At 48.3% G+C, this 14,798-nt stretch carries 17 protein-coding genes; 6 read left to right on the top strand and 11 right to left on the bottom strand.

Features of this window, described 5'->3' with window-relative positions; translation table 11 throughout:
* The first annotated feature begins 490 nt into the window (after positions 1 to 490).
* The 3 genes from IM500_RS03490 to IM500_RS03480 all read left to right on the top strand — a co-directional run bounded on the left by IM500_RS03490 (position 491) and on the right by IM500_RS03480 (position 2,623).
* The gene (locus IM500_RS03490; RefSeq protein ID WP_190723812.1) at positions 491 to 1,198 is read left to right on the top strand and encodes an SIMPL domain-containing protein; all 708 of its coding nucleotides are present in this window, start codon (positions 491 to 493) and stop codon (positions 1,196 to 1,198) included.
* A gap of 117 nt (positions 1,199 to 1,315) precedes the next feature.
* Positions 1,316 to 2,203 carry an alpha/beta fold hydrolase gene (locus IM500_RS03485; RefSeq protein ID WP_190723811.1) on the top strand — a complete coding sequence of 296 codons (888 nt, stop codon included), beginning with the start codon at positions 1,316 to 1,318 and terminating at the stop codon, positions 2,201 to 2,203.
* Positions 2,204 to 2,245: 42 nt separating this feature from the next.
* Positions 2,246 to 2,623, top strand: coding sequence for a hypothetical protein (locus tag IM500_RS03480; RefSeq protein WP_041805046.1), 378 nt, complete (start codon positions 2,246 to 2,248; stop codon positions 2,621 to 2,623).
* Positions 2,624 to 2,699: 76 nt separating this feature from the next.
* Here the strand turns inward: IM500_RS03480 and IM500_RS03475 are convergent, their stop codons facing one another.
* The 4 genes from IM500_RS03475 to IM500_RS03460 form a co-directional block, all read right to left on the bottom strand.
* A complete protein-coding gene (locus IM500_RS03475) occupies positions 2,700 to 4,115 on the bottom strand; it encodes a cation:proton antiporter (RefSeq protein WP_287737711.1) in 1,416 nt (471 codons plus the stop codon).
* A 128-nt stretch (positions 4,116 to 4,243) separates the two neighbouring features.
* On the bottom strand, positions 4,244 to 4,582 hold the full coding sequence (locus IM500_RS03470) for a P-II family nitrogen regulator (protein WP_079207015.1): 339 nt from the start codon (positions 4,580 to 4,582) through the stop codon (positions 4,244 to 4,246).
* A 75-nt stretch (positions 4,583 to 4,657) separates the two neighbouring features.
* Positions 4,658 to 5,779, bottom strand: coding sequence for a sodium-dependent bicarbonate transport family permease (locus IM500_RS03465; RefSeq protein WP_287737709.1), 1,122 nt, complete (start codon positions 5,777 to 5,779; stop codon positions 4,658 to 4,660).
* Positions 5,780 to 5,996: 217 nt separating this feature from the next.
* A complete protein-coding gene (locus tag IM500_RS03460; protein WP_190723808.1) occupies positions 5,997 to 6,290 on the bottom strand; it encodes a sulfate permease in 294 nt (97 codons plus the stop codon).
* Between the two features lie 230 nt (positions 6,291 to 6,520).
* Here IM500_RS03460 and IM500_RS03455 point away from each other — a divergent pair, with 230 nt between their 5' ends.
* Positions 6,521 to 7,417, top strand: coding sequence for a LysR family transcriptional regulator (locus IM500_RS03455; RefSeq protein ID WP_147068923.1), 897 nt, complete (start codon positions 6,521 to 6,523; stop codon positions 7,415 to 7,417).
* Positions 7,418 to 7,574: 157 nt separating this feature from the next.
* On the opposite strand, the gene IM500_RS03450 is transcribed toward IM500_RS03455, so the two are convergent.
* From IM500_RS03450 to IM500_RS03435, 4 genes are all read right to left on the bottom strand, one after another.
* On the bottom strand, positions 7,575 to 8,192 hold the full coding sequence (locus tag IM500_RS03450) for a CP12 domain-containing protein (protein ID WP_147068922.1): 618 nt from the start codon (positions 8,190 to 8,192) through the stop codon (positions 7,575 to 7,577).
* Between the two features lie 52 nt (positions 8,193 to 8,244).
* The gene (locus IM500_RS03445) at positions 8,245 to 8,571 is read right to left on the bottom strand and encodes a hypothetical protein (protein WP_190723807.1); all 327 of its coding nucleotides are present in this window, start codon (positions 8,569 to 8,571) and stop codon (positions 8,245 to 8,247) included.
* Between the two features lie 67 nt (positions 8,572 to 8,638).
* A complete protein-coding gene (gene trxA / locus IM500_RS03440) occupies positions 8,639 to 8,962 on the bottom strand; it encodes a thioredoxin (protein WP_002778933.1) in 324 nt (107 codons plus the stop codon).
* A gap of 153 nt (positions 8,963 to 9,115) precedes the next feature.
* On the bottom strand, positions 9,116 to 9,247 hold the full coding sequence (locus IM500_RS03435; RefSeq protein WP_261779272.1) for a 2Fe-2S iron-sulfur cluster-binding family protein: 132 nt from the start codon (positions 9,245 to 9,247) through the stop codon (positions 9,116 to 9,118).
* Positions 9,248 to 9,294: 47 nt separating this feature from the next.
* On the opposite strand from IM500_RS03435, the gene IM500_RS03430 reads away from it, so the two are divergent.
* Together IM500_RS03430 and IM500_RS03425 are read left to right on the top strand one after the other, a co-directional pair.
* Positions 9,295 to 9,735, top strand: coding sequence for a recombinase family protein (locus IM500_RS03430; RefSeq protein WP_002763750.1), 441 nt, complete (start codon positions 9,295 to 9,297; stop codon positions 9,733 to 9,735).
* A 238-nt stretch (positions 9,736 to 9,973) separates the two neighbouring features.
* Positions 9,974 to 11,146: a CBS domain-containing protein gene (locus tag IM500_RS03425; protein ID WP_287737705.1), complete on the top strand. Its 1,173-nt coding sequence runs from the start codon at positions 9,974 to 9,976 to the stop codon at positions 11,144 to 11,146.
* Between the two features lie 64 nt (positions 11,147 to 11,210).
* On the opposite strand, the gene ftsH4 is transcribed toward IM500_RS03425, so the two are convergent.
* The 3 genes from ftsH4 to IM500_RS03410 all read right to left on the bottom strand — a co-directional run.
* Positions 11,211 to 13,088 carry an ATP-dependent zinc metalloprotease FtsH4 gene (ftsH4, locus tag IM500_RS03420; RefSeq protein ID WP_190723805.1) on the bottom strand — a complete coding sequence of 626 codons (1,878 nt, stop codon included), beginning with the start codon at positions 13,086 to 13,088 and terminating at the stop codon, positions 11,211 to 11,213.
* Positions 13,089 to 13,165: 77 nt separating this feature from the next.
* Positions 13,166 to 14,350: a tetratricopeptide repeat protein gene (locus tag IM500_RS03415; protein ID WP_287737702.1), complete on the bottom strand. Its 1,185-nt coding sequence runs from the start codon at positions 14,348 to 14,350 to the stop codon at positions 13,166 to 13,168.
* A gap of 134 nt (positions 14,351 to 14,484) precedes the next feature.
* Positions 14,485 to 14,798: zinc ribbon domain-containing protein (locus IM500_RS03410; protein WP_287737701.1), on the bottom strand; the 314-nt coding region annotated here is incomplete at its 5' end.

Genomic DNA, 14,798 nt, shown 5'->3' with positions numbered 1-14,798 from the left:
CTTGACTTTCTTGCTCTTTTTAATCGTTCCTAGAGACGATAAGAGTTCTTCTAAATATTCCTTGGCAAATTGGTCGTGAATTTGGCGAGTCATTGCAGGGGATAATTAATCCGAGAAAGTGCATTAACAATCTTGTTAGATCATAGCAAGTTTTGAGAATTTATCTTTTTAATCAACAGCACCAGTGTGCGAACCAATCGGCTCTCTTATTCTTTGTGTGACAAGTTTAACTTATATAATAGCGATCGGTCTTTGTGTCCTTTGTGTCTCTGTGGTTCTTTACACTCACTTGAGCGCAAGACTGTATCTTAGAATACATTTTACCCACCAAACCGAAGAGAGTCACCAATCTTGCTTAAAGGCCCCTTTTCAAGTTCCCAGAGCTTAGTCACCAATATGGCGAAAGTGACGGAAAAGGGATAATCTGCAACTCAATTGCCCAAAATAAAGGCTAGAATCGAAATATAGTATCGATCGCTACGGATTTTTCATGAATTACAGAAAATTTTGCTTGGCTTTTTTGCTGTCCCTTATCCTCATCAACACCGGATTAGTTATGCCTAGTTACGCAAACGAAAGAGAATTGAGGACAATTACCGTGACGGGAGAAGGAATAGAAAATATCGCCACTTCTCAGGCAGTAGTGCGCTTAGGGGTAGAAGTTCAAGGCAAAGAAGCGGGGAAAGTGCAGCGGGAAACCGCCAATCGTAGCGATGCGGTGGTTAAATTTCTCCGTTCCCGTCAAGTGGAAAAATTGGAAACCACCGGCATCAGTTTACAGCCCAATTATGACTACAGCAACAACCAAAGACGTTTAATCGGTTATATCGGGGCTAATTTGATTAGTTTTCAGATCGATATAGCCCAAGCGGGGATTTTAATCGATGAAGCGGTGAAAGTCGGGGCAACACGCATCGATGGGGTCAGTTTTACTGCTGGAGAATCAGCGATCGCAGCTGCCCAAAGAACCGCTCTCATCAAAGCCACGGAACAAGCTAGAGAACAGGCGACAATCGTGTTACAAGCCCTCGGTTTAGTGGCGAAAGAAACGGTTTCTATCCAAGTGGGTAATACAGGTAATCCCGTGCCAATAGCCCGCTCAGAAGCGGTTTTTCGGAGTGCCGATGCTGCCAGTAGCCCGGTTATCGGAGGGGAACAAACCCTGCGCGCTGCTGTCACCCTCGAAATTAGCTATTAAGATAACTTTCAGCTATCAGTTATCAGCCTGGTTTTTTTTGACCGGAAATCTTGGATACAGGCTGATAAAATCAACGCCGATGTTCGGAAACTCTAGAAAAAACTGTCCCCCTCATCCGTGAATTATCCTAACTTTTTACCCACTGTTAGCGAGGGATTGAGCGAAGATACCTCCCTTGCTCTCCTCGAAAATATCCACCAAATTGCCATCGATAGCCCCATCTATCCCCGATCGATTCTAACTACCTATAGTCAACAAGGGCAAGGTCAACCGCCTTTTGTCCTCCTGCACGGTTTTGATAGTTCCCTGCTGGAATTTCGGCGTTTACTACCTTTACTCGCCCAAAATAGGGAAACTTGGGCGATAGATCTACTCGGCTTCGGTTTTACTGAGCGAGAGCCAGATTTAGAAGTATCTCCAAAAACTATTAAAAGCCATCTTTACCATTTCTGGAGAACTGCGATCGCCGAACCGATAATTTTAGTCGGTGCTTCCATGGGGGGTGCAGTGGCCCTCGATTTTGCCCTCTCCTACCCGGAAATAGTGGCGAAATTAGTCCTCATTGACAGCGCAGGACTAGCTAATCCCCCAGTTTTGGGTAAATTGATGTTTTCTCCCCTCGATAAGTGGGCAACTAATTTTTTAGCCAATCCCCGCGTGCGCCAAAATATCAGTCGTACTGCCTATTTCGATCCAACTTTGGCTAGTGTTGATGCTTGCACCTGTGCTAGTCTGCACCTGAATTGTCCCCACTGGAGTGAGGCTTTAATCTCCTTTACCAAAAGTGGTGGTTATGGGTCATTTTTGCCGAAATTAAGCCAAATAAACCGAGAAACTCTGATTATTTGGGGAGAAAACGATCAAATTTTAGGCACAAAAGACGCGAAGAAATTTCAGCAGGCTTTACCTAATAATCAACTGGTCTGGATTCCTCGCTGTGGTCATGTTCCCCACCTCGAAAAACCGGAACTTACCGCAGCCGCGATAGTTAAATTTGCGAGCTAAGAACTTATAATGGGATTATTTGACCCTATAGTGCCAACTTTTATGAAATTTTTGCCGATCGCTCTCGCTGCATTCAGCCTTCTGAGTTTATCTGTCAATATTCCTGCTACTGTGGCCACACAACAGCTTTTTTGTCAAGGCCGCATGAATAACGGTTGGTCCTATTCGGCAGAATTTCTCAATGGACGTTTTGAACGCATTCGCTGGACGCGTTCCGGTCAACCTCCCCAAGTTTCTAGCCTTAGCTTTAAAAATACTAACAACAAAGGACAACCGATTTATCGTGGCAGTTTATTCGCCGCAGTCAGTGTGACCCTGATAGACTTATCGAAAGGAGATGTCCGTCCCGGTTCGCAAATTTCCGTGGGAGTGGAAGAATGGGGTTGGTCGCGGGGAAACTGCGCTCTTTCTAACCGATAAATCCCGGAACTATCGTCGACAAAAAAGGCTGAAGTATTTTCAGCCTCGTCTAAAAAATCAGATTTTACCCGCAAAATTAAGGAATAGGATTAGCTGGCTCCTTGCCTTCCAGGGTTTCGGGAACAGCTTCCGTCTTACCAAAAGCGACTCTGAGGAAGGGAGGAGCGAGGAAAGTGGTCAGGATTACCATAATAATAATCGACACCTCCAAAGGCTTGTCCAAAATTCCGCTGGCCGAGCCGATCCCGGCAAAAACTAGACCCACCTCACCCCGGGGAATCATGCCCACACCGATGGCGAGACGATTGATTCCGGATATGCCAAAAACTGCCCAGCCCGTCACCAGTTTACCAACGATCGCCACAACCATCAAAAAGACAGCGATCAAAAGTCCGGCCCGATTCTCCGGTACCGTTGGGTTTAAAACACCGAGATCGGCACGCGCTCCCACCGTCACAAAGAAAATCGGTACGAGCAAATCGGCGATCGGTTTGATCAACTCATCCAACTCGTTGCGGGTATCGGTTTCATCAAGCACCAAACCGGCGGCAAAGGCCCCTAAAATCGCTTCAAGATGAATAGCATTGCCCAAAAATGCCATAAAGAAAGCGAAGACAAATGCCGGAATAACAATATTGCCCCGAGTTTTCAGCCGCTCCACGATCGCCACAAAACTTTTGTTAAAAATACCTCCCAACAAAATTGATCCGATCAAAAAGGCCGTAGCGCTGACAATCAGATAAATAACATTGGTCACATCAATCTCACCGGTTTTGGCTAAACTAGCGACCACAGCCAGAACAATAATACCGAGGACATCATCGATCACCGCCGCGCCGACAATAATTTGCCCTTCTTTGGATTTGAGTTGACCTAACTCTGACAACACCTTCGAGGTAATACCGATACTGGTTGCCGTTAAGGCAGCCCCCGCAAAAATCGCCGGGATGGCGGCCACATGAAAGACGAGCATTAACCCGGCCGTACCCGCCGCAAAAGGTGCCGCCACCCCCACACAGGCCACAACCGTGGCTTGAATTCCCACTTCCTTGAGTTGTCGCAGATCCGATTCCAGGCCAATTTCAAACAGCAGAATAATCACACCGATTTCAGCTAGAACCGAAATCACTTCACTTTGGGACTCAAAGATCCGGTCCACGGCAGCCGGGGCCAATTGATTCAATCCTTGCAGTACCGTCATAATCAGCGAGTCAGAGGCCGATAGCCCCCCTTCCGGAAAGATGAGCAGATGCAGTGCCGAAACGCCGACGATCACACCGGCGACCAGTTCTCCCAGTACGGGAGGAAAATCCAATCGTCGGGCGGCCTCCGCGCCGAGCTTGCTGGCCAGATAAATCACCACCAGCGTCAGCAATACGCCGGAGAGAATAATCGGTGAATCCTCAGCTACAACCGTCGCGAGCAAGGGTATCGGAGTCATGGGAGCCGCTATCTCCCCGATCAAAGGAGGCAGAATAGGGGACAAAATCATAAGTTTAAAGGGATGAGGGTTAAAGATTTCAGGTGGTCATAAAACTGGGGGATAGGAAAAAGGGCCACCGCTCAAGGACAGTCAAGCTGGGGATGCGGTGGCCCTAGAGTGCCGGAGTCATGGTCCGGTTAGATATCACAGCCCTCTGGTCCACAGAAACTCTGTCCGTACAGAACCTCCGCATCACAGAGATAGATCATGCCCGCAAAATTGAGGAAAAACTGCTCGGCAACCTGCTTGGCAATATTTTGGGCCATAATTCGATCGGGGGTAAGTATCTCGAACTTAACATTACTGTCGGTTTCGGAAACGTGGGGTTGTCCCGACGAGCGCACGTTGCGACTGCCTTTACCGCCAGTATCCATCACCGTGTAACCACTCGCCCCGCATTCTTCGATGATCTTGGCGACTTTTTTCAACAAAATCTTTTCTGTGACGATGACGAGCTTTTTGGCTGGTTTGGCCATGTTGATTATCTCCTTAAGTGTGTACATTTATTTGCTTGGTAGGCCCCGTCAAGGGAACGCCCACAGACCACAATCCTAGCCGCCGCTGAGGGCCTGGGCGAGACCAAGGAAGAAGGGTATGCACAAGCCGATCGCTACTGGTGTACCGATGGCCGTGGACGCGCCTATATAGGCGGAGGGATTAGCCGAGGGGATACCGGCCCGCAACGTGGGCGGCCCGGAGATGTCGGAACTAGAGGAAGCGATGACGGCCAGAACCACGACACCGCCCCAACTGAACCCGGTGGCGTAGTGGGCAATCATGCCGAGACCGAAGGCGATTAGCCCATGTACAAACGGTGCTATGACGCTATAGACAACATACCACTGGGCCACCTTACGCAGTTCACCCACCCTTGACCAAGCCTCCATCCCCATGACCAGCATCAAGATGGAAAGCAAGCCGCGAAAGAGGGGATCGTAGAAGCTTTTATAGACACTTTCCGGCTGGGTGAATATGCCCAAAGCCAAACCTAATAACATGGCCGATAGGGCCGGTCCGCGAAGGCTTTCCTCAATGATCGGCCAGATCTTGACCCGATTATCCGCCGGCTGCTGCTGGCTGAGATACTCCTGCCGACTGCTGGGATAATCCTGCTGATCGGAATAATCCCCGGCCGCCACCGGCTGCTTGCTAAAAGACTCGCGGTCGTAGGCCGCTTCTTTGTTTTTCTTCTTGTTAAGATAAATGTTAGCCACCACGATCGCCGTTACCAGCGCCGGGATATCCATGAAGGGATAGAGTGCGCCAGCCCAGGCCTCGTAGGGTATCTTTTGTTCTTCGAGTACCGTCAGACCGGCTGCCATAGTCGAGCCACTCACGGCTCCAAATAACCCCCCAGTTGCGATCGCATCGACCACTTTCACCTTGGGCAGATTGGCTAAGGTATAGCGCGCGACGAAGACCACAATAATCCCTACTATTACGGCAAAGATCATTGGTAATACCATTTCCGTCAGGTTGGAATTGCGGATGGCAATCCCGCCAGTCAGACCGATTTTGGTCAGCAGCATAAAGACAATGATCGTACAAATTGACTCGGGAATGACCAATTCACTTCCGAGAGCAGCAATGATCATCCCACCAATCAAAAAGGCCAGTGTTGGGGACTGCAACTGCTTAACAAAGTCTAGGAAAAACAATGACAAAAAATCCACGAATACCTCCTTAGGCCTCCCCTGATGAGGAGTATTGAATATAAACGAACTAAATGAACTTTCAAAAGCTGAAAGAGAGTAAGAGTAATACCATTTTTCTTTATTCTTGGCAGGTATCTTGCCCCCCGATGTCGGGGGGGCAGGGGGGGTGGGGGGGTTAGGGGTGAGGGCAATTAACCATCTCTGCCATTACTTGTGAAAAATGGTATAAGGCTCTTTACCCCTTAAGCAAACCTGTTGCGGGCAGAACTTTGGACAGCGTCAAGTCCGCAGGTAAGCCTAATTCGGGATTTTTGGCGGTTAAACTGGCCCCGATCGCCCCTGTCCCAGAAGCTACCCCAAAGGCGAGAGCTAGAGGGTGATAAACGATGGCAGCTGTTACACCACCGAAGATATCGCCCCGCAAATTGTCAAAATGAATACGATTGGTTATTTCCATGAGAATCCAACTGAGCAAAGGATTTTTGTCCACAACAAAGCCGGCGGTTGACAGACCAGCCTTGATAGACAAAACTTTATGGTTTTTAAATATCGATTGTTATAAATCTATACTGGAACCGATAGCTTGACAAGCAAATTTTTGTAAATTGAGCTTGAATCGATATATCTTTACAAAAGTATTGATTTAAACCTATGATATAAGCAGTGTGGGAAGTTTTCACCCGTTCCCCTCCATTCCTGCTTCTGTTTAGCAAAGCTCCTCAAGGCAGTAACAGAAGTGTAGCGCTCTAGAGGCTTCTCTTGATTCAAGCCACTTTACATCAACTGATCGTCTTTGAAGCGACCGCTCGTCATGGCAGTTTCACCAAAGCTGCTGAAGAACTATCGATCACCCAACCCACGGTTTCTACCCAGATGAAACAACTGACTAAAGCAGTGGGTCTGCCCTTATTCGAACAGATAGGCAAACGTTTGTATTTAACCGAGGCCGGACGCAGTTTATTAGTAACCTGTCAGGCAGTCCTCAAGGATCTTGATAACTTTGAGATGGCGATCGCTGATATCAAGGGGATTAAACAGGGTAAACTGCGTTTAGCGGCGGTATCCACAGCCCAATATTTAATCCCTCAGATCCTAGGTCCTTTTTGTCAACAGTACCAAGGGGTAGATGTGTCCCTAGAATTGACCAATCACCAAGATCTAGAAGCAAGGATAATCAATAATGTTGATGACCTATATATTTTAAGCGAACCCCCCGAAGATCTAAACCTGGAGATTCAACCGTTTCTGGAAAACCCCCTTGTGGTTATTGCCCGCAAAGATCACCCCCTAGCGGGACAGAAAAAAATTCCGATTAAACGGCTGCAAGGGGAACCTTTTATTATGCGGGAAATGGGATCGGGAATTAGACGGGCAGTACAGCAAATTTTTCTCGACCATGGCATCACTGTATCTTTGCGTTTGGAAATCGGCAATAATGAAGCCATTAAACAAGCGGTCGCCGGTGGTTTAGGAATTTCGGTTCTGTCTCAGCACGTCTTAAATTTAGATAATCCTCATGGGGAATTTACCATCCTTGACGTGGAAGATTTTCCCATCCAACGCCATTGGTATGTGGTTTATCCCAAGGATAAAAAACTATCCGTGATCGCCAAGACTTTTCTTGATTATCTCCTCTCAGGGGAATTAGGGGCATAAGCACCCACAGACCCCCTATCAAGTCGAATTCGGCAAGCGCAAGCGATCGATCTATATCGCATCCGAAAAGGTGGAGAATGTTCGAGAACTCGATCGCGTGGGGAAACCGATCGGCGAAATCCTCAAGGCGATCGATTCTCCCAAAACCCGCCAGGATTTAATCCTCATAAATGCGGCACTCTAAGGCATCGGGATTGGCTTCGCAGTAAGACTGAAGTGAGTTACTCCCCTGTTTTTTGACCCGTTGATGGGAGGCTTCGGCCTGGAGTTCCTCCACCACATCCCAGGCTGCGGCGCAATCGGGAGAGATTTCACCCTTGGCCGCACAAATTGCCCGCGCGTCTTCCCGGGCTGCTTCAATTTCATCTTCGATGAACAACCGCTTGGGCTTTTCGACAAAATCGCTCTTGAAGAGAATATCACTGACAGAAATAATGCCCAGCAAAGTTTTGCCCTGAATCACCGGTGCGCGGCGAATGCGGGTTTGAGCAAATAACCGAGCCACATATTCCACCCCCAGTTCGGGATTGACGACCACACAGGGCTTGGCCATAATTTCATAGACCCGCATAGTTTTAGGATCGTGGCCAAAGGCCGCCACTTTGTAAACGATGTCGGTTTCGGTGACAATTCCATAAGGGTCCTGTTCATGGCGCGGTTCGACAATCAACCCTCGCAGTTTTTTTTCTTTCATCAATTTCACGGCATCGGCAACCGTTGCCGAACCACGAATGGTGACAACGTTTTGGGTCATAATTTCTTGAGCTTGTAGCATATATGGTTTGGTTTTTTTTAAATGAAAGAACTGGTATAAATGCAAAAGTTGACTAGGGTTGTCCCGATAGCAATTTCCTAGACTCTTGTGGGCTGAGTGCCACTGTCAACAGAGATGACCAGGGCCAATGGGCGCTCGCTGATTTTGGCTGGGACGGGGTAGCGGCGGCTGTGTTCCCCTGAATGCCGGGAGCATAGGCCTCCAGCACAGCGCCGTTTTGCCAACACATGGCGATGAAATAATCACACACTGGGCATTCCGTCTGAGCAACCTGCCGGGCCGGACACTTATATCCTGCGGGTAGGCGATCGCTCAAGAGCCTTTGAGCTACGCTGCCACAGTTGGGACATCGAATTTCTATCAGCTTGTTCAACGCCATACCTCAAAATTGAATAGTGGTGTGAGAAGGAAAGGGTTAAGGTCGGACGTTTGTCCAGAGTGGAAGACTATAATTGTCGTTCTACTGCAGCGGTAAATTCTTCATAGGGTTTAACCCCAACTAATGTTTCTATCAATTTCCCCTGTTTAAATACCATGACAGCCGGAATACTTTTAATTCCAAAGCGTTTGGCTACGGGTTTGTTACTGTCCAGGTCAAGTTTGAAGACTTTGGCGCGATCGCGATAGTCATCGGCCAATCGATCGATCAACGGCGCCACCAGTTTGCAAGGTCCACACCAGGTTGCCGTGCAATCTACCACCAACAGTGATTCACTCTTTAACAGGGAATCAAATTCAGTTTCATCTTGAATAAATGTAGCCGTACCCATGTTTATATCTCCAGATTGATGCTGTGTAACTTAGGACAAATTCTCTGATCGCTGCGTTTTACAATATAAATTCAGCTTTGAACCGCTCCTCATCTAAAAATGCTTGGCTTTTGACTCTGTAACTTTCCCCCAGAAAGGGGTTGGGGTTCAGGACTATGAATAAAGAAAAATGGCATCAGTCAATGTCCACCTCCCGGGGGTATCGTCTATAGTTTGGTCGTCCCAGACATCGATGGTGATATCTAGTCCCTGCTCATGCAGGGGTTTTACTTTGTAAGTCGTCATCGGCTGCTCCCAATCAAAACAAATTTGCGACGTTAAGTTACGGTAATATGGTTTTGCAAGTTATTGCATTGACATCCCCTATGACAGCGACCCCTTCAAACGATTTATCTGCCTGGGAGCGGCTAGAACAAGGTAGACAAGCAAAAGCAAGCAACGGTGGTTATGCGGGCTACGGCTCCCCTGCCTTTGGACAACGATCGATCGATGGTGAATTAGTGGATGATCCGGAAGAGTGCCGGGTCATTGAACTGATTCGCCGTCATCACAAATCAGGGAAATCCTTGCAGAAGATCGCCGATTGGCTTAATGAACAGGGCTACACCACCAAACGTGGTCAACCATGGCAGCGTATTTCCGTAAAGCGAGTGCTAGATCGACTATATGGAAAGGTGTCCAGAATTTCCGGAGTAACCCTTCAGGCCGACCAGAACCCAGAAGTACTCACCCCAGCGTCTGGTGATGCCGCTCCTGAAACCATTAGAGGCTGAGTAACCCCTAAATAAAAAGTTTCAGGCTTTAACTTGTTACATCCCTCTATGATACACCGAAGTGGGTCTAAAATCTTTACGAGTTTAATAAAAATTGTAACAAAACGTTACATCTTTTAGGAAAAAGTTAAATGACGCTACACTTTGAGATAGTTTTAGAACGGGTTTTAGCAACTCTGAGAGTCTGGGTTCTTTGCCCAGTGGCTGTTCTGTCTATCTTGGCCTTTGCGATTGCAGGATGGTGCTGATGTCCTTTGATACACCTCTGAGTTGGGCCCCCGATCTGGAAAAAGCGATCGATCGCCAACCCTTGACGGTGCCGCCAACCACTTCTCTGGCGGATGCGATCGCCCTAATCGGTCAGGCCCATAGCCGTCTGTGTTTACTCACCGATGACCTATCCCCTCTAGCTGCTCCGGCCGGAGAGGTGCGTGTTAGCTGTCTGCTGGTGGTGCAGGGGCAAGAGTTATTAGGAATTTTGACAGAACGCGATGTGGTGCGACTCACCGCTCAAGGGATTAACCTGTCCGAGACAACCGTTGCCGATGTGATGGTACATCCCCTGATCACGTTGCCCCAGCAATCTGCTCAAGACATTTTTGCTGCCCTGTTTTTGTTTCGGCGCTACCGCATTCGCCATTTGCCGATTGTCGATGACCAAGGACAGTTAGTCGGGGTGATCTCCCATGAAAGTATTCGCCAGATATTGCGTCCGGCCAATCTATTGCGGTTTCGTCGCGTATCCGATGTGATGACCAGTCAAGTGGTACAGGCCCCACTCACCGCCACAGTCTTGCAATTGGCCCAGTTAATGGCTGAACATCGTGTCAGTTGTGTGGTGATCACCCAACGAGATTCAGAAGACAATGACTGCCCGGTTGGTATTGTGACAGAGCGAGATCTTGTCCAATTTCAAGCAGTTCAAATCGATCTGCACAAAACTAGGGCCCAGACGGTGATGAGTACGCCGTTATTTCTCCTCAGCCCCGAGGATTCCCTGTGGACGGCCCATCAGGAAATGCAAAAACGGCGGGTGGGGCGTTTGGTGGTTTCTTGGAACTGGGGGCGGGGGTTGGGCATTGTTACACAAACCAGTCTCTTGCGGGTTTTTGACCCGATGGAAATGTATGGGGTGATTGAAAATTTACAACAAACGATTCAACAGCTAGAGTCCGAGCGATCGCCCTTCCCTCCTTCTCCACCAGCGGACTTATTACCCCAACCAACTTGTGATCCATCCCAAAAAGACATCGCAGGAGATCGCGAATTATTACTTGCCTTGCTGGACAATGCCTACAAAGACGTAAAGTATATGTGGGCTAACTTAGATATTGTCGTCGAGCAGCGGCGATCCTTGCTTCAATCTGTTCTAGAGACGCTTGCGTACCTCGGTCGTGAAATTAGCTCTTAGACGAGGTCTAATAGAAAAAACCCCATCTTGAAGAAAGATGGGGTAAGGTAAAAATCAAATCAATCTAAACAGTAACAGGTTCTCGATCGAGGGGTTTAACGCGATCGAGCAGTGCTTGCAATTGTTCCCCTTCAATCACCTCTTTACTGAGGATTTCTTGGGCAATTTCTTCGAGCAAATCGCGATTTTGAGCGAGAATATCCAGGGCCTGCTGATGACCATTTTCGACAATCTCTTTCACTTCATTATCGATCGCTTTGGCCGTATCATCGCTAACCAAACGCCGGGGATTGATCATACCATCTCCCAGAAAACTATTCTGTTGACCTTTTTCGTAGGCCAGGGGACCTAGGGTCTTACTCATACCATAGGTAGTCACCATGCGTTCGGCCAAGTCCGTCGCCCGCTGCAGGTCATTAGCGGCCCCAGTAGTAATACTACCAAAGACAATTTCTTCCGCGGCCCGACCACCTAAAAGAGTAGCAATTTGGTCGCGTAATTCCGTATCATCCATCAGGAAACGGTCTTCCGTGGGCATTTGCAGGGTATAACCGAGGGCTGCCATGCCGCGAGGCACGATCGAAATCTTAGCAACTTTACCACCCCCCGGCATAACTGCACCAACGAGAGCGTGACCAACTTCGTGATAAGCGACGATTTTCTTCTCTTTTTCCGAGAGAACCCGGCTTTTCTTCTCTAAACCGGCCACTACCCGCTCGATTGCCTCATTAAAGTCCTCTTGGGCAACGGTACTGCGTTGATTGCGGGCTGCCAATAAAGCCGCCTCATTGACTAGATTAGCTAAGTCAGCACCGGCAAAACCGGGGGTACGGGTAGCAATCTGTTTTAAATCCACACCCGCTCCTAATTTTACCTTACCTGCGTAGATTTCGAGGATTTTTAAGCGTCCAGCCAGATCGGGACGATCAACTAACACTTGGCGATCAAAACGGCCGGGGCGTAAAAGGGCGGGATCAAGAGTTTCAGGGCGATTAGTAGCGGCCAGCACGATTACCGTCGCATCACCAGCGTTAAAACCGTCCATTTCCGTCAATAATTGGTTTAAAGTCTGTTCCCGTTCATCGTTACCCCCCATAAAATTACCGTTAGCGCGAGATTTACCGATCGCGTCTAATTCATCGATAAAAATAATACAGGGGGCTTTTTTCTTGGCCTGTTCAAACAGATCTCGCACTCGGGCCGCACCCGCACCGACAAAGAGTTCCACGAATTCCGAACCCGAGATACTAAAAAAAGAAACTCCCGCTTCTCCCGCTACTGCTTTTGCCAGCAGGGTTTTCCCTGTCCCCGGCGGACCGACGAGGAGGACACCCTTGGGAATCCGCGCCCCGATTTGAATGTAACGTTGGGGATATTTGAGAAATTCGACGATTTCGGCTAATTCGGTTTTCGCTTCTTCCACACCGGCCACATCTTTAAAAGTGGTTTTGGTGGTATCTCCTTCCACATAGACTTTAGCGCGACTTTTGGTAATCGATAAAGCCCCGGCTGGACCACCGCCACCGCTGCGAGCGAGGAAAAATTGCCAAATACCGACAAAAATCAGGGGAGGAATCACCCAACTAAGGACACTGCCAATCCAGCCATTTTTTGGCGGCGGCGCAGCGGCGAATTCTACGCCCTTAGCTTCTAGACGTTTGGGCAATTCTAGGTCAAAAATCGGTGTAGTGCTGAAAATTCGTCCGTAGTTGCCCTCTTGGTCGTTTTTAAGCTGATAACGAATCTCATTCTGTCCCACGGATACCCTAGCGACGTTGCCATCTTCCACTTGGTCGATAAAAAGACTATAGGGAACTTTGGGGACGCTAGGGCCAAATAATTGCGGGAAAAGAAGGTTAACAATCAGAAATAAGCCGCCTACGGCTAATAAAACATTACCGATCAGGCGAGATTGTGAAGGAGGTTTGCTTTTTATACTCATTGCTGGGCATGATTCATTAAAATTAGTCTCTATCCTCTCCTCATTGTAGGCTGTTGACTGCTCAAGTTCAGATTGAATCAGGCGGGGGGATTACCGTCGTCTTCGGGCGGTTTTTGCCCTAGTAAAGCCTCTAGACGAGTTTGGGCAAGCTCAAAATCTGGCGCAATCCCTAAAGCTTTTTGATAACAGGCGATCGCTGCTTGGGTTTCGCCCAAATTTTCTAGGGTACTGCCGCGATTGTACCAAGCTTGATAAAAATTATCGTCCGCTTCTAGCACCTGTTGCCAACATTCTAACGCTTCTTGCCAACGTTGCAGTCCGTATAGGGCGCTGCCTCTAGCGTTAATGACTTGGTGATCGTTGGGGGTGATTTCTAGGGCGCGATCATAACTATTTAAAGCTTCTTCGTAGTTACCAATCATGGCTAAGGCACTACCACGATTATGCCAGGCCGAGGCTAATTGGGGATCGATCGTCAAGGCCTGTTCCCAATCAGCGATCGCATTTGACCAATTGCCTAAATTTGCCTGTTCTAAGCCCTGATTAAACCAATCTGCGGCAGTTTCAGGGATTTTGCCTTCCTGTGAGGAAAATTGAGCGATGAGACTATCAATAATGCTTTCTGCGTCCTTATTTTCGATGCCTAATTGTTCGGCCATTTGGCCCGCTAGGGTAGGATCGTTTTGGAGACGGTTAAATAATTCATCGAGGGTCAGGGTTTCTAATTGGGGATTTTCTGGGTCAGCACCGTTAAAATCGCTAGTTTCACCCGAATATGAGAGATTTTCTGGGGGTTGCGGCTGGGAATAACTGCCCGGGGCCTCATCTTCGCCGGCGTATTCCCAGATTAAAGTGGCAGTTTCTTTGGTGTAGAGTTGATAACCGATCTCGTAGGAAGCTTCACCAATGCGTTCAATCCCCGGGAAAGCGCGAGCTAATTCTCCCAAACGGATCATTCTGGTGGCGAGAAGTTGGTTAAGGGAAGCGGAGGATTGCAGACGGGTGCCAAAGCGCTCTAACCATTCTACCCAATCTTTTTGCCGACCTCGATCGCCCAATTTCTCAAAAAATCTCAGAATTCTGCCTTCGTGCCAACCGTGGGCCACTCCATCGAGTAACTGCATATAGAGAAATTCGTAATCTGTATCGGTTAGGGGAACAGATTCGATCGCTTGTACTCTCCCCTTTCCCCCTTGTCCCCCCAAAAGTCGGGTAAAAAAGTTTTTGATCGCGCGCCAAAGTTTTCTTAAAAGTCCCTGCATTCTAATCTCGACACTGGTTTTATTAATCTTGCAAGCATCACCCAATTAGTCTAGCAGTTATCAGTTATTAGGGATTGACTCTCCCCCGCTAACCGCTCGCGCGGTGTAGCGGGGGATTCTCGGTTCTTAGGCTTTTAACTAGATCGACCGAGTTTAACCCAGTCGATCCCCGTCAAATCGCCTCCGCGAGCGTTTTCTAACACGGTCAGTCCGACCGCGTTTTTTCCTCGGTTCTCAATTACCTTCGCTGATGCCGTATCTCTCGGTTCAATGTGGCCGCAAGAATCACACCGGTGAACTCTTTCCGATAACGCTTTTTTACCGGTAATCGCGCCACAATTCGGACACTCTTGCGAAGTTCCGTTTTTATCGACTTTAAGATAATATTTTCCCCGTTTCCAAACAACAAACGGTAGTATCTCGTTAATAAAACTACCGATACCTGAAT

This window comes from Microcystis sp. M179S2 (assembly GCF_020245805.1).
Lineage (GTDB): Bacteria > Cyanobacteriota > Cyanobacteriia > Cyanobacteriales > Microcystaceae > Microcystis > Microcystis aeruginosa.
The sequence above is the reverse complement of the archived record's forward strand: the minus strand, read 5'-3'. Positions and strand labels throughout refer to the sequence as shown.